Here is a 19,869-nt window from a genome sequence, read left to right on the forward strand (position 1 = left end):
AAACTCCCGCTCGTCACAAACGCGCACCAGTTGCGCAATCAAAAAACATCGTGCGGCCTGCCGCTATGCTCACGTAGCCGGGGATGCGCTCCCGGTTGGCTGCCAGCTCCGTATCCTCGGGACGGCTGGCCAGCATTTCGACGCTGGTCCCACCCAGCCCCGCCTTCAGCAAAGTGATGGTGCGCACGTTGAACGGCATCGCCGCTTCGAGCACGACGGGCATGGCGCCGGGTGTCGGCTCGGTGCCGAAGATCACATCCTCGGGGCGCACACCCAGCACACAGGTACGGCCGATGAGGTCGTGCCGCATGTCGGGCAGCCGCAGCGTCAGGCCGGCGATACTCACCGCCAAGCCGCCCGCCTCGTTGCGCGGCGTGACCTCGAAGAGGTTGATCGGCGGGTCGCCGAACAGCCGCGCCACTTCGCGCGTGCCCGGGTTACGGTAAATGGCGGACGGGCTGTCGACCTGCTTGAACCTTCCGCTCTCGAGCACGCCGATCCGGTCACCCAGCGCCAGCGCTTCGCGGTAGTCCTGCGTCACGTAAAGTACGGTCGATCCGAATGCCTTGAAGAGGCGGGGGAACTCCAGCCTCATCTCGAAACGCATCTTTGCGTCGACGTTGCGCAGCGGATCGTCGAGCAGCAGTACCGGCGGCTTGTGCACGAGGCTGCGCGCGAGCGAGGTGCGCTGCTTCTGGCCGTTGGACAGTTGTTTGGGCAGGTGCATCAGTACGTGGTCGATGCGCAGCAGCGACGCGACCGCCTGCACCCCGGCCGCCACCTCATTCTCAGGCATTTTTCGCGCGCGCAAGGGGCTCGCGATATTCTCGTACGCGGTCATGTGCGGGTACAACGCAAAGTTCTGAAACGCCATCGCCACGCCCCGCTGCTCTGGGCCGAACTCGGCAACGTCGCGGCCGCCGATCTCGATGCTGCCAGCATCGGCCTCCATCACGCCGGCGATGTGCCGCAGCAGCGTGGTCTTGCCGGAACCCGAACCGCCGAACACCACCAGGCACTCTCCCTGGCGCACCTCGAGGTCTAGTCCGTCGAGAACCTGCTTCTTGCCAAAGGCCTTGGACAGGCCCGCAATCTTGAGATAGGACATGGCATCCATGGGGTCAGCCTTTTACGGCGCCGAGGCTCAACCCCTCGACGAGGTAGCGTTGGGCAAACAGTGCGATCGTGGCGGTGGGAAGAACGCTGAGCATCAGCGCAGCGGCTATCTGCCCGTACTGGATGCCCGATGCGGTAATGAACGCCATTGCGCCCACGGTCACTGGTTGCACCGACGACGAGCCCAGGATCAGCGCGAAGACGAAGTTGTTCCACGCAAAGATGAAAGCCAGCAAGCCGGCGGCCGCGATGCCCGGGCGCGCCAGCGGGATGGCGATCTTGAAGAAACTCCTCAGCCAGCTGTGGCCGTCCAGGCGGTAAGCGTGTTCGATATCCGGCGAGATGTCCTCGAAGTATCCGCGCACGATCCACAGGATCAGCGGCAGCGTAATCAGCTGGTATACCCAGATCAGGCCCGCATACGTGTCGTACAGTCCGATCTCCTGAAAATACAGTTGAAGCGGCAGCAGCACGAGGATTGGCGGAGCGAAGCGAAACGACAGCAGCATGAACGCGATGTCCTCGCCGAGCCTGAACTTGAATCGCGCGAACGCGTAGGCGGCGGGAATGCCCAGGATCAGCGAAAGCGCGACCGAAACTGACGACAGCAACATGCTGTTGCCAAGGTTCATGATGTAGTCGCTCGTCAGCGTGCCGACGTCGGTCTTGAGCTCGCCCCTGATCAAAGAGACGTAGTTGCCGAGCGTCGGCTCGAAGATCAGCGAGGGTGTCGAGCGGAGGATATCCTGGTTCGTCATGAAGCTCATCAGCAGCACCCACACGAACGGAAACAGGAAGAACAGACCCACCGCCGTAAGGGCGGCGACACGGCCCGCGCGTAACAAGAAAGCGAAATTCATGACAGATGTCGCCCCGTTCAGAGTTGACCCCGGGCTCGCTGCCGGAGCTTGAGCCAGTGCTTGATGAATACCGTGGACAGCGCGTACGTAATCGCCCAAAGCACGAGCACCAGCGCCGCCGACTTCCCGATGTTGGAAAAGCTGAATGCATCGAGGTACGCCTGGATTTGGAAAACCGTGAGCACGTTGCCGGGTCCGCCCTGGGTCATCGAGTAGATAATGTCGAACTGCTGGATCGAGTCGAGCATGCGAAACATGCCCGCTGTGAGGATGTAAGGCAGCAGCATGGGCAGCGTGATGCGAAAGAACACGAATGTAGCCGGCACTCCGTCGAGCTCGGCCGCCTCGAAGGGCTGGCGCGGCAGCGCGCGCAACCCTGCCAGCAGCAGCACGGTGATGAAGGGCGTGTACACCCAAGTGTCGACCAGCACGACCGTGAACATCGCGCTGCCGGGCCTGGACGCCCAGCCGAAGTCGGTGATGCCTACGAGGCCGAGCAGCCAGTTCAGCACGCCGAACCCCGGGTTGGTCATCAGCTTCCACATCAGGCTGGCGATCGCCGGCGCGACCATTAGCGGGAGGATCAGCAGCACGCTTATCGCGTTGTTCACAGCGTTTCGCTTCTGCAGCAGGAGCGCAATGCCCAGTCCGAGCAGTAGTTGGACGCCCACCGTCGCGACGGTGTAGACAAGCGACACGCGCACGGTATTCCAGAACTCGCTGTCGGTGAACAGGCTCCAGTAGTTGTCGAACCAGATGTACGCGCGCGCGTCCGGGAACGACAGGTTATAGCGCTGGAACGAATAGCCGACGGCCGTGAAGAAAGGGATCAGAATTCCGATACAGGCCAGTAGCGCCGGGAGGCTCAGCAAATATGGCAGCGCAGCGTGGATACGCAAGGCGCGCCGCGGCTTGCGCTCGTCGCGAAGCGAGAGGGTATACACGGTAATGCTCCAATATGACGACCGGGGCAACCGGAGCGCGCCTGCGGTCAAGGGAACAAACCGGCCGGCACGAAGACGTCTGCCGGCCTCGAACGGGGCGAACGCCCCCAGCTCGTGACGATCAGGCCAGGCCGACGTCCCGAAGCTGGCGGGTCAGGCTCTCGACCAGCTTGTCCAGCCCTTCGTCCACCGGCACCTGGCCTCCGTACATCTGCTGCAGCATCGCCGCCCACTCGGTCGCGAATTCAGGGAACAGCTGCTGCGGCGTGAAATAGACCTTGGCATTGGCGATCGAATCCTGGTACTGCTTCAGGTAGCCCGGATAACTCTTCTCCAAGCGTTGCTGAAAGTCCGGGTTAGCCCAGATCGACTTGCGGATCGGGTCGACCAGATCGCCCTTCGTCGCGCCGAACGTCGTGTTCTCGGTGCCGGTCGCCCACTGCATGAAGTACCAGGCGGCTTCTTTTTGCCGGGAAAATTCGCTCATCGCAAAGGACCAGATCCAGACGTTGGGCGTTGGCGCCTTGGCGGCGGGATTGGGCGTGAAGGCCGCGTACGCGAGATTGCCGGCCTCCTTGTTGGAGCCGCCGTTCATGAAGTAGCCAAGGATGTCGGCGTCGTAGATCATCGCCGACTGGCCTGCACCCAGGTCGTTGCCGACCTCGTACCAGGTGTAGTTGGTCCAGTTCTTCGGGCCGGCGTTCTTGAGCATGTCGATCCACATCTTGTGGAAGGCCTTGCTCTGCGGACTGTTCATTGCCGGGACAATTTTGCCTCCCGCATTCGTGAAGTCCTTGCCGCCATAGTTGATGTAGCCCGACAGGAACCCGGCGTGGATTGTCGCCCACGAGCGAGAACCGCGCACACCGACGCCATACATCTTGCCTGTCTTGCTGACGGCCTTGGCTTTCTCTATCAGGTCGGGCAGGCTCTTTGGCGCCTTCATGCCCAACGCGTCCAATGCCTTTTTGTTATAGCTCAGCGAATTCAGCTCAAAGCCCCACGGCAACGCCCACTGCTTCGAGCCTGCGCTGCCGAGCTGCGAACCCGCCTTGCCGTCCCACGCGGTCGAGGTCCGCAGGCCGTCATAGACATCGTCCCATCTGTAGGCATCGGATGTGAGATTTGGATTCCTAAGGAAAATGTTCAAATCGACAATCTGGCGAGCCGGACCGTACTTCCACGTCTGATAGGCGCCCGTCATGAAGGCGTCGTATTGGCTCGACTTGCTCGCCAGCGCGGAAGTGACCTTGTCGAAGTACACGTCTTCAGGGAAGATATCGTAGGTGACGTTAATGCCCGTCAGCGCCTTGAAATTTTCCAGGTTCTTCAGCATTGCGTCGACATACGGGTGCTTGTTCAGCAGGAGCTTGATCGCCTTGCCTTGGTGCTTTCTGAAATCCACGCCGCCTGCGGCCAGCGCTTCGGTGGACACAGCGTTGAGCGCAATGCCGGCAACGGCGGTAGAAAAGCCCATCGCGCTCGCCCGGATCAGGAACTCGCGGCGGCCTAGACGGTTCTCGAGCGTCGCGCGGGCCAAAGCCTTCAGTGCATCGGACATCATAGTCTCCTCTTCCTCTTGGTGTATGGATCGCTAGCACGCATCGGCCGCCGGCCGAAGCACTTGCTTCGCAGTCGCCTCGTCCACAATCAGCGCGGTGAGAACACCGCTACGCAGGACGGCACGAATCGCGTCGGTCTTGTATGTGCCGCCCGCGACGCCGAGCACGTCGCGGCCTCGCAGGTCGTCGAGTGATACTCCGACAGCGCGTTCGTTCAATTCGCTATCCACGAGCGTGCCCTGTGCGTCGACGAAGCGACCGGCCAGCTCGCCCACCGCGCCCGCGCGCAGCAAGCGCGCGCGATCCTCCGGCGTGATCGAGTGAAAGCGCTGCAGGTGGGTGTCGGGGCCCAGGTCGCCGATGCCAACCACGCAAAGCTGGCATGCACGTATTAGCTCGAAGACGTGCTGCACCCCGCTCTGAGCTACCAACACGCGAGCATCGGCGCTGCTATCGGCGATGAAAGGTACCGGCAGGAAAAAGCACTCGCCGCCGGTACGCTCGGTCAGGCGTGCGATCACGTCATAGGGGTTGGCAGCAGAACTTCGCGTCAGGCTGCCTAGCATCGAGACAAAGCGCACGTTCGGCAACTGCAGATGCGGCAACCGCTCGACCATTGCCGCCAGCGTGCGGCCATGTCCGACACCGACCGTACTCAATTCGCCACTTTCCAACCTGCGCGCGAGCGTGCGCGCGGCGGCGACAGCGAGAGCGGCAATCTCGCTGCCCGGTTCACCGTTTTCGTCGATGGATGGCACGACGGTGCAGCGCTTCAGCCCGAATGCCTTCATCAGCTCTTCCTCGAGGGCGATGCAGTCGGTCGGCACGCCTTCGATCCAGAACTTCACCAGACCGTTCTGCGTCGCAGCCGCAATCAGGCGGTGCGCCTTGACACGCGAGATGGTCAACCGGTCGGCGATTTGTTCTTGCGTGTAGCCGCCGACGTATGCCAGCCAAGCGGCTCGAAGGGAGAGACTTTGTTCGGAATCCATCGATCAAGGAACGGAGGAAATTGATCCTGACGACAACGATCTATGAAAATTAGTACGGTGTCTGTGATTTTGTTCATCGTAAGTAGCGAGAATCATCAGGTCAAGCAGGGACTCATAGGTGTTTTCCCACCCGTCAACCGCCATGCTGATGCCCGGCATGCGCCTGACTGCCGATATTGCGGTGTCGCAGCTACAACACTGGATCGTGCCGCGCTCGGCGGTGCTGCGCGATGCAAAAGGCGATTATGTGTTCCAGATCGATCGAGGCCATGCCCGACGCGTGAACGTCGTGACAGCGGTCGATCAGGGCGTGACGCTCGGTGTTGACGGCACACTTGATGCCGGCAGGCCGGTCGTCGTGATTGGCAACTACGAATTGAAAGACGGCATGGCCGTGCGGGTAACGGGAGCCGCACGATGACATTCAGCCAGTGGATGCAGCACCACCGGCGCTCGGTGCTCTTCATCGTCGCGCTGTTCGCGGTCGGCGGCATACTGACCGCATTCCGCCTGCCGACGTCGCTTTTTCCGGCCGTGGCATTCCCTCGCGTCGTCGTCTCTCTCGATGCAGGCGACCGGCCGGCCGAACAGATGGCAGCTGTCGTGACGGCGCCCGTCGAGGAAGCGGTTCGCCGTGTGCCGGGCGTGCAGGATCTCCAGTCGACCAGCAGCCGGGGCAATGGCATGGTCTCCATCAACTTCGACTGGGGTACGGACATGGCGCAGGCGACGCTGCAGGTACAGGCAGCCGTCGGCGCGATCCTGTCGAAGCTGCCGCCCGGCACGACGATGGACGTCAAGCGGATGGACCCGACGGCGTTTCCGATCATTGCGTACAGCCTGACCTCACAAACCCAGTCGCAGACAGCGCTCTACGAGCTTGCGCAATACCAGATCCGGCCTCTGTTGTCGTCAATCCCGGGCATCGCGACAGGGCTTCCGCATGAAGGGCCGCGTCAGGCAAGGCCAAGGATGTCGTCGCGCATGGCGGTATCCCATGCAGCGAGGTTACGGATATTCTTCAGGCTGACCTTTTTCGGCTGGCGGTTCTGGGCCAGCCGGGCGAGATTGAGGGTGATCTTACGCAGGCTGGCCATGTTCCGGGCGGCCACGGTATCACGAATCAGGCTCGCATCCTCGCCCCAAGACACGTCCAGTACCCAGTGCAGTTGATTCTCGATGCCCCAGTGGGCACGGATGAGTTGGGCCATCTGGGCCGCTTTCACGGCTTTCGAGCTGATGTAATAGCAACGCTCGGTCGTCACCTTCTGGCCGATCTGGCGTGTGCGCTCGAGCATCACCAGCCGCTGGAGACCCGCCCAATGCTGTCCTGTACTCGCCAGCCACGCCACATCCTCACTGACCCGGCAAACCCGCGTCTCCAGCCGCCCGTGGCCCTTGTCATGTTCAGTGTGCTCCCAGTACGAGCCTTCGAGCTTGCCATCGTGCGCGGCCTCAAACCACTGGCGGACACCTTCGGCCAGTCGCGGCTGATTGTCCTTGACCGCTAGCACATAGTCCGCTCCGGCCTCGACGATCGTGTGGGCAATCCCAAGCTGGGTGCCGATCGCATCGATGGTCACCGTCGCGCCCTGCAGATCGAGCGCGGCCAGCAGTTCCGGAATCGCCGTAAGCACCTCACGACGGCCGTCCACAATGCGACGCCCGCGTGAAGCATGATCGGGATTCGGGCTACCTGGATCTCACTGGCTGGCAATCATGCAGGCGATGGTGCTGGATCCGGCTGCCGGGGCAGTTTCTTGGCGACGTTCCAGGGTAGCAGTTCGTCGATGCGGTTGATGGGATGGTCAGCGATATGGGTCAGGACGTATTCGAGGTAGGCGCGCGGGTTGATCCCGTTGAGCTTGCACGTGCCGATCAGGCCGTACATCGCCGCAGCCCGCTCGCCCCCGCTATCGGAGCCGGCGAACAGGAAGTTCTTGCGACCCAGACTCACACAGCGCAGCGCGTTTTCGGCCAAGGCGTTGCTGATCTCGGCACGGCCCTCTTCGCAGTACAGCATGAGCGCGTCCCACTGGTTGAGCGAGTAACGGATTGCCTTGGCCAGCTCGGATTTCTTCGACAGCGTCGCGAGCTTGTCCGTCATCCACGCCTTGATGGCTGCCAGCAGCGGCGCGCTTTTCTCCCGCCGCACGCGCAGTCGTTCAGCGGCGGGTTGGCCGCGGATATCGGCCTCGATGCCGTAGAGTTCGCCGATCAATTCGAGTACCTGTCGGGTCGCGTCGGTCGGCGTGCGGTCGTGAACCTCGTAGATGTACCGTCTCGCGTGGTCCCAACATGCAGCTTCACGGATCTTGCCGCTCTCGTACAGTTCGTTGAAGCCGCTATAGGCGTCGGCCTGCAGGATGCCCTTGAATCCGGCGAGATGGGTCTGCGGGTGGATGCCCTTGCGGTCCGGCGAGTAGGCAAACCACACCGCAGCCGGTTCCGTCGAGCCCGAACGGCTGTCGTCGCGCACGTACACCCAGAGCCGTCCGGTCTTCGTCTTCTTGTTGCCCGGCGCGAGCACCGGGATCGGCGTGTCGTCCGCGTGCAGCTTGGACGGTGCCATCGTGTAGCGGCGCAGCGCCTCAGTCAGCGGCTCGCAAAGCGCCTCGCACTGGCCGACCCAGCGGCCCATGCTGGCCGGATCGAGCTTCACGCCGTCGCGCGCGGCAATCTGCGACTGCCGGTACAACGGCGTGTGGTCCGCGTACTTCGAGACGAGGATGTCGGCCAGCAGGCTCGGATGGGCGATGCTGCGCGTGATCGGCAAGCCCGGCATCGGCGACTGCGAGACATGGTGCCCGCACGGACAGACCGTCTTGCGCCGGATCGTGCGAATCACCTTGAACACTGCCGCGACCCGGGCGAGTTGCTCGGACACGTCTTCTCCGAGTGGCTGCATGGCGCTGCCGCACTTCGGGCAGGTCGCATCAGCGTCCAGCACACGTTCTTCGCGCGGCAGATGTGGCGGCAGCGCCTCTTTCGGCGACGCGTCGCCGACCGGCGTGCTTGCGCTCGATTGGCGGGCACGCCGCACATCAGCGACACCACGCCCACCCGTCAGATCCTCGAGATGCGTCTCGAGTCGCGCGACCTCCCGATCCAACTGTTCGGACTTGCGTCCGAATTGCATGCGCTTGAGCTTGTCGATCTGCGCCTTGAGGTGCTCAATCTCAAGATCGCGTTCGGCAAGCTGGGCACGGGCCTCGCTCAGCAAGGCCCGCAGCGTTTCAACATCGTCAGGAAGTTCGGCGCCGTTCGACATGCGGCGCAGTTTACGAGGAGCTAATGTCGAATTTGGTGTACGGCGGGTGGTCGGCGGGAAATGAGAAGGCGGTGGCGGTTAGCTGAAAATGTTGCTTTCCACGGTAACACCCAGCAACCGAACTCCACCACCATGGCGAAACGTACGCAGGAAACAAACGGCAGTCAAGCAGCAACGGAAGTGAAGGGCCTGCCCGGTCTGGACGACCTGATCCAGCAGGGCGCGCGGCAGATTATCCAGCAGGCGATCGAGGCGGAATTGGCGGCATTGCTCGAGCAGTATTCGAACGTGAAAACGCTGGACGGACGGCGCGCGATCGTGCGCAACGGCTATCTGCCCGAACGCGAGGTCGTCACGGCAGTCGGGCCCGTGCCGGTTCAGGTGCCCAAGGTGCGTGACCGTTCGGGCTCGGGCGTGAAGTTCAACTCGAACATCGTGCCGCCCTACGTGCGCAAGTCGCCCCGGGTGAGCGCGGCGCTGCCGTGGCTTTACCTGCGCGGTGTTTCCACCGGCGACATGAGCGAAGCGTTCAGCGTGCTGCTCGGCGAACAAGCCAAAGGCCTCTCGCCCAATGTCGTGGTGCGCCTGAAGGCGCAATGGGCCGACGAGTTCGAGCGATGGAACAAACGCGACCTGTCGGGCTCGCGCTGGGTCTACTGGTGGGCTGATGGCATTCACACCGGCGCGCGCAGCGAAGACTCCGATGGCCAGTGCCTGCTGGTGATCATCGGCGTGAAGCCGGACGGGAGCAAGGAGCGCGTGGCGCTCGCCGACGGCTATCGCGAATCGAAGGATTCGTGGCGTGACCTGTTGCTGGACCTGAAGGCACGCGGGCTGCAGGCCGGCCCGCTGCTGGCTACTGGCGACGGCGCGATGGGCCTGTGGGCGGCGCTTGAAGAAGTGTTCCCGCAGACCAGGCAACAACGCTGCTGGTTCCACAAGATCGGCAACGTGCTCAACGCTCTGCCGAAATCGCAGCACGGCCGCGCCAAGGCTGCCCTGTCTGAAATCTGGAATGCGGCAACGCGAGCCGAGGCCATCGTCGCGTTCAACCAGTTCGTTGCGACGTATTCGGCCAAATATCCCAAGGCCGCTGAGAAGGTCACGAAGGACCGCGACGAGTTGCTCGCGTTCTACGACTTTCCAGCTGAACACTGGCAGCATCTGCGAACGACCAACCCGATCGAATCGACGTTTGCGACGGTACGTCATCGCACAACGCGTACGCGCAACTGTCTGTCGCGCGCGACCTTCCTTGGTCTGGCATTCAAGCTGATCGAATCGGCTGAACAGTCGTGGCGCCGTATCCGCGGCGTGGACAAGATCGAACAGCTCATGAACGGCATTCCCTTCAAGGATGGTACCCCGGTGACCGAAAGCACACCGGCTCAGCAACCGCTCGCCGCCTGATCATGCCGCCGACTGCTGATACACCAGATTTGACAACTGCTCGTTTACGAGCCTTCTTCGCGGTTTACAACATCGACAGTGCAGCGGTACGGCGCGGCTGCCGCCAATCGATGCCTTCGAGCAACATCGACAGTTGTGCCGCCGTCAGATGAACCTTGCCACCATCAGCCTGGGGCCAGACGAAACGGCCACGCTCAAGCCGCTTCGCGAGAAGCCAGAGCCCGTCATCGGTCGCCCACAGGACCTTCACGAGATCGCCGCGACGACCGCGGAAGATGAACACATTGCCGCCCAGCGGATTCTCCTCGAGCGCCGTCTGCACCTTTGCCGCCAGCCCCTGGAACCCGCAGCGCATGTCGGTGACGCCCGCCACCAGCCAGACGCGTGTACCCGTGGGCGGAGCAATCACGATCGCAAGCTCCCCAGTACGGCCCGCAGCGTCTCGGCGTCAACGACGCCGTCGACCTTGACGACTACGCCGCCGATCCGAATCTCGATCGTCCCGGTTCGCTGAGTCGGATGGCCGACGCCGAGTGCGTCCGGTGGCATCGCCACGCACGCCGGCGGCGTCTCATGAACCACCGACACCGGAATCAGGGATGGCGTTTCGGCCTGCAATTGCGCGCGATACCGACTCCGCCAGGTGAACAGCATGTTTGCGTTGATGCCATTCTCCCGCGCCAGCTTCGCGACCGACACGCCGGGCTCACAGGCCGCGGCTGCGAGTCGGCGTCGAAACTCAGGATCATGGTTCGGGCGCCCTTTGCGGCTACCCGGCTTGACTTCCGACTCTGTCACAGTGATGTCCATCAAATCGAAAATGATGGGCACTACTTTGATGTCGCTCCTCGTCGCCGTCTACGACGGCCGTCGTGAGGTGCTTACGAAGCGGCCGGCGATGCGAGTTGACAAGTTCAATCCGAACTCAGGCGAAGTGACACTTTTCTTTCGTTCGGACCGGAAATAAAACTGTCAATCCGAGAGGCAACTTCCTTACGCCGCGGGGATTCTGGATTGACACATTTGTTGCGCTCTACGGCTTCGGCTATCCCTTACCTTCACCGCGCCCTTAGCCGGCGTTTGCACGGATCGCGCGCGTTTGCATAAAAACGTAGAGGGAGAATGCTGCTCGGAGAGCCTCATGTTGCGAGAGCGAGGCCTCATTCAAGTCGGCCATCGGATCGATACTCAAGCGACGCAGTGTGAGCTTCGCTGCTGGTGAGCGTTTGTAGTTTCGACGCCAATCCTCTCTTTGCTCCGGCGTCGCGGCCTCATATGCGTCCCAGCCCTGCCGAACTTCCTCGCCCATCCGTTCCTGCGCGCTCACCTCCTGTGCCGCGGCCTGCAGTGCCATACGGCTTTGAGCTTGCGCCTTCGCTTCAGTCTCTTGTTGCTCACGCTCGATGAAGGACTGCTGAACTTGCACCATCTCGCGCTCAGCATCGGAGACCGCCCAACCTTCCTTGAGGGCCTTCATGAAAAAGCCTGCCGGACTCTTCGTCACCTTGCCCAACTTCAAGCTGAAGCGAGTACGGTCGATCGCTTGCTCGAGACGTTCATCGGTGTAGGTGTCTCGATCGCCAACGATCTGATTGAACTGCGCTGTCGAAAGGCCAAACTCTTGCTTTAGAGTTTGATAAATCTCCTTGGCGTGCTCGTGCGTATGCAGCACCCGCTCGGCGAGATCTTTGCGGCTCATACGGAATCGGAGACTGCCAATTTTTCGCGAGCCCGGCAGGTTCCGCGTTTCGTACGCCAACGAGAGGTCAGAAACCTCGTTGATCTGCTGCACTGCGGGTTCGAGCCAGTCCCGTTTAAAGTACTTGAACACCTGCGCATTCGCGCCCATCTCTCCCTGCCATCCACGCAGTTCATCAAGCGGGATCCAGTCGGTCTGTCCTTCGTCTGCGTGCGGCAGCAAGTGGTCGTACATCACGCGTGCATAGGACAAGGTGAACATCGAGGTGATACGCAGGCTCAACCAGTGCGACTTACCCTTCCCTCGGATAATTCCAATCAGATCGGGCGGAACACGGAATTGAAAGCGGCCGCCCTGGTAGGAGATCCGGCCGATCAGTTGTGTTGAGCCGAAGGGCCGTTCACCGTCTGGCTCCGCCGGTGCCGTCGCTTGAATAAGGGCTTTTTGCGCCTCGGTGATTACCTGCTCCAGGTGAGTGTTGTTGCGGCTCGAGTAGCGCATGAGCCATTTGAAATAGTCCAGTTCCACGTCGTAGAGGTCACGGGGCCGGTCGTCGTAGGCGACAATGAAGTATGCTGCGTCGATCAAGCGGCGGGCGGCCACGCCTAGGTCGACGATACGAATGAGGACGTTATTGCGGGAAAAACCAATGTCTGACCGAGCGCTATCGACCGGCAGCCCTTCGGCCGACGCATCGTCAAACAGGGCAAGCGCCAACTGCTGAGACGTCGCCAATTGCCCTCTTTCCGCCATGCCGTCCTCCGCCATCACGCTGCATTTGTCATATTGGCGCGTAAGGTACCGGTGACAAAGTGACCTGTCAACACATACAACCTCACCTTCGCCATGGAAGACCCACATATCACCTCACCTTTTAGCCCATTCCCCTCACCATTCCGCCCAAACACCTCACCATAGCCGCCAATTTCTCTCACCATTCTGTGTACTTCTTCTCACCTTGACTCTCAATCCACAGCGCCTTCAGCACATAATCTCTCACCTTGCGTGCCCAAGGCATTGATTTATAACGAATGCAGTCGCGCCGTTTGTGGTTGGTGGGTTTTGTTTAACTACAACAACAACTAACCGGGCAAACAAGAGCTCCTCCCGTACTAGAAAAGAGCCAGGCTGGGCGAGCGAGTGCGGCACAGACCCGAAGACCTGCGCTACCTGATCTTTCAAGGGTTAGCGAGGTCGACATACCGCAATCGATGGTGAGGTGTATTGTGCGGCCGTCTTAGCGCGGACAACTTGCCTCCAACATCGGCGGCCCAAGGTGAGGAAAACTGTGCGTTATGGCGCGGCAAGCAAGGTGTTACGTCTACGGGTCGCCCCACAATTCACCTCACCGTGAGCCGCCCTCGTGCCGTTGGACGGCTCAAAAAGCCCACGAGCGCCGGGATTTGGAGCCAAGCTGGCGGATATTCGGATCCAGACGCGAATTACATAGCCATTCTTCGGTCTAGCGGGTATTCTACGGTTCATGTTGGAAAAATGCAGAACCGTATAAATCTGCGGTGAGCGTAGAAAAAACACCTCACCATTGAACTCAAGAGGAAGCATCTAATGAAAGTGAGCGAGTTGCCCGCTGTCGAGCGGCAGGTGAAGCTATCTCAACTCGGCGAGTTCGCAAAGCGATTGTCCGTGATGACCGACGAGCTTCGTGAGGACATCTTGGCGCCGCGGCCCCGCAAAAATCCGCCGGTATTTACGATCGGCGAATTGAGCGAGATGTGTGGCCTTGATCGCCAGAAGATCAACTACATGGCAACGAAGGGAGGCGGTGAATTACCTCCTGGCGAAGCGCATGGTTCGGGACGTGCTCGCATCTTCACGTTGGCTGAAGCACGCATATGGGTACAGAAGGCTTCGAACATCTTTCAGACCGCGCTCGTGACTGGGAAGGGTAAGCATCGCGGCCGGGTCCTGATCACGGCAAACTTCAAGGGCGGTTCGACTAAGACGACAATCACGATGTGCGAGGCGCAGGCACTTAGCTTGCGTGGTCGCCGGGTCCTCGTCATTGATCTCGATCCCCAAGCCTCCCTATCGGAGCTTTGTGGGTTGTACGCAGAGAAGGATGTGACGTGGGAAGACACAGTGCTTCCATTTATCTACGATCCTTCCATTGAGGGGGGGCTCGCCTCAATGGTCCAATCGACCTACTGGGATGGGATCGACGTCATTCCCGCACACAACTATTTGCATGATGCAGAGTTCCACCTGCCGACAGCTCAGAAGGAGAATCCCGAGTACGAATTCTGGTCAGTTCTTCGTCGCGGTATCGAGCCACTTCGTTCTGAGTACGACTACATCATCCTCGACACTGCTCCGTCCCTGTCTTATTTAACGCTGAACGGGCTCATGGCTGCCGACGCGATGGTCATGCCTCTGGTTCCGGAAAGTCTAGATTTCATCTCTTCGGTGTCGTTTTGGTCGCTGTTTTCCGAAATTGCAGCTGGCTTTGTCGACCATGAGCTCGACAAGACTTATGACTTCATTTCCGTATTGCTCTCGAAAGTGGACTACGGCGCTGTGTCGTCTGCGCCCGCGGTTCGAGTGTGGGCTCAGCGTGCCTACGGCGACTGGCTTTCGGCAACAGAAATTCCCGCTAGCTCAGTGATGAGCAATGGTGCGCTTGCCCTGTCGACGGTCTTCGATTTATCGAGATCGGACGGCGTCGCGAAGACCTTGGCGCGGGTGAAACAACCGTTGATGGACCACTGTAAATGGATCGACGATCAGTCGGTCGCGCGTTGGAGGGCGGAGGCATGAGTAATCTGCGAGAACGGATGATGAGCAAGACGGCGGGTCTGCGTGCGGCCAAGGACATTGAGCTCACAGAGCAACCGGAGAAGCCCGCTACCCCAAGAACTGCTCCTGGAATGGCGGGGGCACTGGCGACCGCGCAGGCGCGTATCTTGGAGCTTGAGCGGAGCACCACTTCGCACGAGTTGCCTGTCGCGGATATCGTGCCCAATCCGTGGCAGCCTCGCCGGATTTTCAATGAGGCGAAGCTCACCGAGCTCGCGGAATCAATCCGCGAGTCGGGTCTGATTGAACCGATTGTCGTTCGTAAGGTGGTGTCAGGCTATCAAATCGTGGCTGGCGAGCGACGGTGGCGTGCGCACAAGATGATCGGGAAAGAAGCGATCAAGGCGGTGATCGCCGACGTCTCGGACGGAGATATGGCGGTGCTCGCATTGGTTGAAAACGTCGTTCGAGACGGTCTGACCGACTACGAGATTGCGCGCTCTATCCGGAACACAGAGAAGGAATTTCCGAACCGGAAGCGCATGGCGGAGGCGCTCGGGATTTCTCGTTCGGAGTTCTATCGGTATTTAGCTTTCGGCGATTTGCCCGAATTCGTTATCAAGGATCTCGATCTTCAGCCTCGCCTACTTGGCGCCCATGCGGCCGAGGATGTTGTTGCGGTACTACGAAATAGTGAGGGGCGCGCATTCGAGATTGCCGGGGAGCTCTGGGCACAGGTGGTTGCTGGTGAGCTCGATCAGACGAAGCTTGCGAACGCAATTAAGCTCGCAATCGAGAATGACGGTAAGGCAGGTGCCGTGAGCGATCGAACAATCGAAAAGATTTTTGCGGGGAAGAGCCAGGCTGGCTCAATCACGCGGGACGCAGGAAACTTTACGGTGAAGATCAAAGCGAGGATGCTGACGGCGGAAAAGGAAGAGAAGATACGGGCGCTTATTTCACAGCTATTTTCTGAGCCAGACTGAGTCCCTCACACAAGCCCGCCGCGCGCGGGCTTTTTTACTAGCGGTTCCGTGTCCCCAATGGGGACACACGCTTGGCGAGGGGGTAATTGGTGTCCCCATTGGGGACACCAGGGTTAATGAGAACGCTATAGTGCTTGAGCGCGTGAGCGACTATGCAAATGCTCGATCACCCTCACATTCAGGCGGAAGCCCGCAGCCTTAAGTCGCGGTGCCGGCGTCCGAATCCATCGGGACGTCGAGAAGAGACGGCTGCAGGGCCGCCTGGTTGAGGACGACTTCGGCTAGGTTCCTCGCAGACTGTACATCGGGAATGTCGGTGTTCCCCGCGTGCGACAACTGCGACCGCACTGTGTAGAGATCACCTGCCTTCTTCATTAGAGCTTTCGTGGTGGCGGTATCCAGACCCTTAGCAATTGCGGCACGGCCTACCAACTCGCGGACCGCTTTGCCGTGGGAAATCCTCTTGAGATTCCTCAGCGCGTCGCCCAACCCCCGATCAGCGACGACAACGGCATCCTTCAGCCGGTCTTCAATCCACTGGATTGCGGCTGCTTCGCGCGGCCACTGCTCGGCAAGCGAGTCGAGGATAGTGAGGTACGTCAAGAACTGGGAACGGGCCATCGAATCATCATTTGCACTGACGTACAGCTCAAGGGCAGCGATCAAGCGAGGGTCTTCGACCACCGGACAACTATCCAGCCAACCCTCCCATCCGACCTTGCTGTTACTGATCGACGTCTCCGCCCACAAGGGGGCCGGCACATGTTCAGCTGCAATCAGCGTCGGCATTGGGCCGTTGTAGGTGTCCTGGCGGGCGACGCTCAGGTCGGTCCACGGGCCGATCCTGAACGATGCGCTCATGCGTAGGGACAACACCGGCAATTTCGTGCTGAACTCTTTGTACAGCGCCTCGGCTTCGGCCGAAGGCATCGGATCGAAAAGAAGCCACTGGTGAACCACCGACGAGCTGACGGCCGCGTGTGACTGCGGAAACGGCTTACGGGTATGTAATACGGCCCGCTTACCCAGTACGGAGACAGGTTCAGGCTGAGGCTCGGGCCCGTGCTCATACGCACGACCAAGAAGATGGCCGCGGGGCGCGGCCAGCGGGATGTGGAGCCAATACAGAGGCTGGCTGTTTTAGGGGGCGCTTCAGACACAAAAACTCCGACTGAAGGGATCGTCTTCCACGCCAGAATATAACGGCCCCCAATTAAATGTGGTTCAATCGCTGCGCGCCAGTCCGTAGCGAACCGCGTCGACTCCTTAGCGGTCGCCACGGCGCACTCGGTGGTCCGGGTGGGTCACAATCCCTGACTTGGTTGGCGCCAGCAGCGACCGCCGTGCGAACTAGGCGACCAGCGCAGCGTAGGCGGGCCAGTAGCGGCGACATTGCGGCAGCTGTTTGCGAATTCACTTCAGTGTGTATATGCTGTGGCATATGCAAGCCGATTAGGAGCCACTCCCATGCCAACCCATGACACCCGCCACGCGCGCCTGTTTCGCAATGGGCGCAGCCAGGCCGTGCGGATCCCGCGCGAGTTCGAGCTACCGGTCTCGGAAGTCACTATCCACCGGGAAGGCCGGCGCTTGATTATCGAGCCCGTGGAGGCCGCGCCCCTGCGTGAGCTGTTCGCCCAATGGACGCCGCTGGACGAAACCTTTCCCGACATCGATAACCTGCCGGCTGAACCGGTCGACATCGAATGACGCTGTATCTGCTCGACACCAACATTTTGTCGAACGTGATCCGAGACCCGCGCGGCGCATGCACCGCCCGCATCGGAGAAACACCGCCCGAACAAGTGTGCACCTCGATCATCGTGGCCGCGGAACTCCGGTTTGGCGTCTGGAAGCGCGGATCGTCGACGCTCGCGCAGCGCGTCGAGCAACTGCTCGCGAGCTTGACCGTGTTGCCGCTGCAGCCTGACGCAGACCGTTGCTACGGCCGGTTGCGGGCCGAGCTCGAGAAGCAAGGCCAGTTGATCGGCGCCAACGACATGCTAATCGCCGCGCATGCGCTGGCCGTGGACGCCGTCCTGGTCACCGACAACACGGCGGAATTTGCTCGGGTCGCGGGGCTGCCAGTCGAAAACTGGTTGCGCCCGGCGACGTAACGCGAGCCCGAACGCGCAGGGAGATCCGGCCAAGGCGCCGTCGGCAAACTCGGGCTACCGACCAAACAGGGGAAATCGTGCCGTACGACGTCGAAGCAGAATTTGAACGGCTCAAGGCCGAGGTAGAGGCCCTCGAGGCGGTGCATCCCAACCGGGTTGTCCAGGTGCTGGTCGGCCCGAGCAGCGTGGGCGTGTCGAGCGGCAATCGCGCCGCTTTGCAGGGGCAGTGCTGTGCAGCGTGACGCTCAAGCGGGGCTCGGCCGAGCTCTGGGTGAACCTAGGGGAGGGGAGTGTGAGCGACTCGGGATCACGTCCATGGAATCCCGCCACGATGCAGGTTGCTGTGACCGGACTGGAGCGCGAGGTCCGCTGGCCGCCGGTGGTCTTTGTGATCGTGGACCATTGAACAGCGCTTCGGCACCAAGCGTGATCCGGCTCTGGCCGGTTTTTTCTGGCGCATCGTCCATGCCGCTCACTCCCATTATCGGCATGCCAAGATAGCCAGCTTGATCATGCAAATGCTTCCGCAACCCGGCCCCGGCCGGGTTTTTCATGGATTTTCTCATACTGTATAGAGATATATCTCTATACAGTATGAGCCATGGCCGCCTACGCGTTGCCGTGCCGTTCGGGCCGGCTGGCGGTGCGGATCTCGCCGGCCGCCTCCGCGGCTGCCGCCGTGAACCGCTGCCAGGCGCTCTCCAGCTCGAGCATCCGGGTCTCGGCGTCGGCCGCCAGCCGTTCCTGGTGGACCGCCAGCCAGGCGGCCAGCGCCTCACGGTCGGCCCGATCGTTCGCCCGACGCCCCGGTGTCGCGAAGTGCCGGTGCAGGTCGTTGACCGAGACCGCGTGGCCGAACAGCACGCGCATCAGCTGCCGCGTCGTGGTGATCGTGGTATCGGGCGGGGGCGGGGTGATCGCGTGGATGAAGGCGATCACCGCGCGGGCCCGGGCGCGCCGCTTGATGCCGCTCATCCGGCCGCGCAGGTGGCGGCTGCCGATATCGGGGTGCGCGAGCATGGCCTGCACGGCTGCGTCGTGATCGGCCGGCGTGAAGAACGTCATCATCAAACCGTGCTGTATGGAGATATATCTTTATACAGCACGGTTTTTCAGTTGTCGATCCGGCTGCATAAGTGCCACATCTGATAATTGTTCTTATCAGATAGGCGACTTTTTGCTGTCAGATTCCGCGTTCTGCACTACACTCTGTCCTGACCCCCGTCCGGCGGGGCGCAACGGGGCAGGGCATGCGGTCGCGCCACGCCGGCCCGGCCGCGGCGCCGATCGCGCGATGTGCGCTCCGCTACGGTTTCCGTATCGCGTCATACGCCACCCGCCAGCCTTTCGCTACCTGGAGCACCTATGTCGTCACCCGCTGTGGACCTGACCGACCCGAAAGCGGTCCTGCACGAGCTGCGCGACAGCGATCAGCGCGTGCGTGACGCGTTCGTCGCGGCACTGGGCACAGAGCTCGAGCAGCTGGCCGCAGGGCTCGCCGCATGTTTCCAGCGTCTGCCGGGCCTCAACGCGCGGCTCGTTCAGCACAACACGATTCGTACCGACTTGATGGGCGCGTTCGCGCTCGGCGTGCTTGACGACCTGATGGTCTCCACCAAGCTCTTGCTGGCGGGCAAGTTGCCTGCGGGCGGCAACGTGATGCGGCAGGCGATCGAGGGCGTCGCGATGGCGCTGCTCTGTTCGACCGACAACCTGGTGGTGATCGAACAGAAGGACAACCGGCCACCGGTGCAAGCCCGGTACTGGAAGAAGGTGTGGGCGGGCGACACCCGCGTCCAGGGGCAACATGCGATTCGGCAGCTCGGTTGGAACGCGGCCGCGCTCGGCGTGAAGCGCGAGGGCATCAAGCGTCTGCGCGACGCGCAGCAGTTTTTTCATCCGTTCAGCCATTGCGGACAGGTCGCGATCGTCCATCGCGCGGCCCTTGCGCAACCCGGCGTTTGGAACCTAGGCGGGCATTTCGAGGCGGCGAAGCTCGACGGCTATCGGACCCACATGGCGCAACGCATCGGACTGTGTGGTGTGCTGCCGGGGTTTCTCGATCGCCTGTTGGGTGCGTTGCCACCTACCGGTGCAGCGTCAGCCGCACCGAACCCGCCGGCCCAAGGTTGAGAGCTGGGTCCCATGCATAACAGAA

20 protein-coding genes and 1 pseudogene are annotated in these 19,869 nt (G+C 61.3%); 9 read left to right on the forward strand and 12 right to left on the reverse strand.

What is annotated here, in order from left to right; genetic code table 11:
• Positions 1-13 precede the first annotated feature (13 nt).
• The 5 genes from AQ610_RS18915 to AQ610_RS18935 form a co-directional block, all read right to left on the reverse strand.
• Positions 14-1,108: an ABC transporter ATP-binding protein gene (locus AQ610_RS18915; RefSeq protein ID WP_043283272.1), complete on the reverse strand. Its 1,095-nt coding sequence runs from the start codon at positions 1,106-1,108 to the stop codon at positions 14-16.
• Between the two features lie 13 nt (positions 1,109-1,121).
• On the reverse strand, positions 1,122-1,976 hold the full coding sequence (locus AQ610_RS18920; RefSeq protein WP_009917178.1) for a carbohydrate ABC transporter permease: 855 nt from the start codon (positions 1,974-1,976) through the stop codon (positions 1,122-1,124).
• Between the two features lie 17 nt (positions 1,977-1,993).
• Positions 1,994-2,875, reverse strand: coding sequence for a carbohydrate ABC transporter permease (locus tag AQ610_RS18925; protein ID WP_045554690.1), 882 nt, complete (start codon positions 2,873-2,875; stop codon positions 1,994-1,996).
• Between the two features lie 166 nt (positions 2,876-3,041).
• The gene (locus tag AQ610_RS18930; RefSeq protein WP_043283270.1) at positions 3,042-4,481 is read right to left on the reverse strand and encodes an extracellular solute-binding protein; all 1,440 of its coding nucleotides are present in this window, start codon (positions 4,479-4,481) and stop codon (positions 3,042-3,044) included.
• Positions 4,482-4,514: 33 nt separating this feature from the next.
• On the reverse strand, positions 4,515-5,474 hold the full coding sequence (locus AQ610_RS18935; RefSeq protein WP_006029139.1) for a sugar-binding transcriptional regulator: 960 nt from the start codon (positions 5,472-5,474) through the stop codon (positions 4,515-4,517).
• Between the two features lie 118 nt (positions 5,475-5,592).
• Here AQ610_RS18935 and AQ610_RS18940 point away from each other — a divergent pair, with 118 nt between their 5' ends.
• Entirely contained in the window at positions 5,593-5,895 is a 303-nt protein-coding gene (locus tag AQ610_RS18940; RefSeq protein WP_231748988.1) for an efflux RND transporter periplasmic adaptor subunit, read from the forward strand.
• Positions 5,892-6,404, forward strand: a pseudogene (locus tag AQ610_RS34120) (efflux RND transporter permease subunit); the annotation flags it as partial. The gene AQ610_RS18940 and the pseudogene AQ610_RS34120, both read left to right, overlap by 4 nt.
• Before the next feature lie 26 nt (positions 6,405-6,430).
• On the opposite strand, the gene AQ610_RS34125 reads toward AQ610_RS34120, so the two are convergent.
• The gene (locus AQ610_RS34125; protein ID WP_080595235.1) at positions 6,431-7,129 is read right to left on the reverse strand and encodes an ISAs1 family transposase; all 699 of its coding nucleotides are present in this window, start codon (positions 7,127-7,129) and stop codon (positions 6,431-6,433) included.
• A gap of 62 nt (positions 7,130-7,191) precedes the next feature.
• Positions 7,192-8,745: an IS66 family transposase gene (gene tnpC, locus AQ610_RS18950; protein ID WP_045554676.1), complete on the reverse strand. Its 1,554-nt coding sequence runs from the start codon at positions 8,743-8,745 to the stop codon at positions 7,192-7,194.
• Between the two features lie 132 nt (positions 8,746-8,877).
• Here tnpC and AQ610_RS18955 point away from each other — a divergent pair, with 132 nt between their 5' ends.
• A complete protein-coding gene (locus tag AQ610_RS18955; protein WP_059213582.1) occupies positions 8,878-10,155 on the forward strand; it encodes an IS256 family transposase in 1,278 nt (425 codons plus the stop codon).
• A gap of 64 nt (positions 10,156-10,219) precedes the next feature.
• Here AQ610_RS18955 and tnpB read toward each other — a convergent pair whose 3' ends face one another.
• The 3 genes from tnpB to AQ610_RS18970 all read right to left on the reverse strand — a co-directional run bounded on the left by tnpB (position 10,220) and on the right by AQ610_RS18970 (position 12,607).
• Complete coding sequence (tnpB, locus tag AQ610_RS18960; RefSeq protein WP_045554677.1) at positions 10,220-10,564, reverse strand: IS66 family insertion sequence element accessory protein TnpB; 345 nt, start codon at positions 10,562-10,564, stop codon at positions 10,220-10,222.
• Positions 10,561-10,986: an IS66-like element accessory protein TnpA gene (gene tnpA / locus AQ610_RS31910; RefSeq protein ID WP_231748975.1), complete on the reverse strand. Its 426-nt coding sequence runs from the start codon at positions 10,984-10,986 to the stop codon at positions 10,561-10,563. The genes tnpB and tnpA overlap by 4 nt, the downstream gene beginning before the upstream one ends.
• A 238-nt stretch (positions 10,987-11,224) precedes the next feature.
• On the reverse strand, positions 11,225-12,607 hold the full coding sequence (locus tag AQ610_RS18970; protein ID WP_043283379.1) for a replication initiation protein: 1,383 nt from the start codon (positions 12,605-12,607) through the stop codon (positions 11,225-11,227).
• An 813-nt stretch (positions 12,608-13,420) separates the two neighbouring features.
• On the opposite strand from AQ610_RS18970, the gene AQ610_RS18975 reads away from it, so the two are divergent.
• Positions 13,421-14,629, forward strand: a complete 1,209-nt coding sequence (locus tag AQ610_RS18975; RefSeq protein WP_009916766.1) for a ParA family protein — start codon at positions 13,421-13,423, stop codon at positions 14,627-14,629.
• Entirely contained in the window at positions 14,626-15,594 is a 969-nt protein-coding gene (locus AQ610_RS18980; protein ID WP_043283354.1) for a ParB/RepB/Spo0J family partition protein, read from the forward strand. The genes AQ610_RS18975 and AQ610_RS18980 overlap by 4 nt, the downstream gene beginning before the upstream one ends.
• Positions 15,595-15,792: 198 nt before the next feature.
• Here AQ610_RS18980 and AQ610_RS18985 read toward each other — a convergent pair whose 3' ends face one another.
• Entirely contained in the window at positions 15,793-16,554 is a 762-nt protein-coding gene (locus tag AQ610_RS18985) for a HEPN domain-containing protein (RefSeq protein ID WP_144411849.1), read from the reverse strand.
• 507 nt (positions 16,555-17,061) lie between these two features.
• Between AQ610_RS18985 and AQ610_RS18990 the strand changes: the two genes are divergently transcribed.
• The 3 genes from AQ610_RS18990 to AQ610_RS36215 all read left to right on the forward strand — a co-directional run bounded on the left by AQ610_RS18990 (position 17,062) and on the right by AQ610_RS36215 (position 17,953).
• On the forward strand, positions 17,062-17,304 hold the full coding sequence (locus tag AQ610_RS18990) for an antitoxin (RefSeq protein ID WP_006029598.1): 243 nt from the start codon (positions 17,062-17,064) through the stop codon (positions 17,302-17,304).
• Positions 17,301-17,711: a type II toxin-antitoxin system VapC family toxin gene (locus AQ610_RS18995; RefSeq protein WP_006029599.1), complete on the forward strand. Its 411-nt coding sequence runs from the start codon at positions 17,301-17,303 to the stop codon at positions 17,709-17,711. Before AQ610_RS18990 ends, AQ610_RS18995 begins: the two co-directional genes overlap by 4 nt.
• 77 nt (positions 17,712-17,788) lie before the next feature.
• Positions 17,789-17,953 (forward strand): hypothetical protein, encoded by a 165-nt coding sequence (locus AQ610_RS36215; RefSeq protein WP_156436729.1) that lies wholly within the window; start codon positions 17,789-17,791, stop codon positions 17,951-17,953.
• 367 nt (positions 17,954-18,320) lie between these two features.
• Here AQ610_RS36215 and AQ610_RS19005 read toward each other — a convergent pair whose 3' ends face one another.
• Positions 18,321-18,779, reverse strand: a complete 459-nt coding sequence (locus AQ610_RS19005; protein WP_006029600.1) for a hypothetical protein — start codon at positions 18,777-18,779, stop codon at positions 18,321-18,323.
• Positions 18,780-19,076: 297 nt separating this feature from the next.
• On the opposite strand from AQ610_RS19005, the gene AQ610_RS19010 reads away from it, so the two are divergent.
• Complete coding sequence (locus tag AQ610_RS19010) at positions 19,077-19,844, forward strand: hypothetical protein (RefSeq protein ID WP_006029601.1); 768 nt, start codon at positions 19,077-19,079, stop codon at positions 19,842-19,844.
• Positions 19,845-19,869: the final 25 nt, after the last annotated feature.

It is taken from the genome of Burkholderia humptydooensis (assembly GCF_001513745.1).
GTDB lineage: Bacteria > Pseudomonadota > Gammaproteobacteria > Burkholderiales > Burkholderiaceae > Burkholderia > Burkholderia humptydooensis.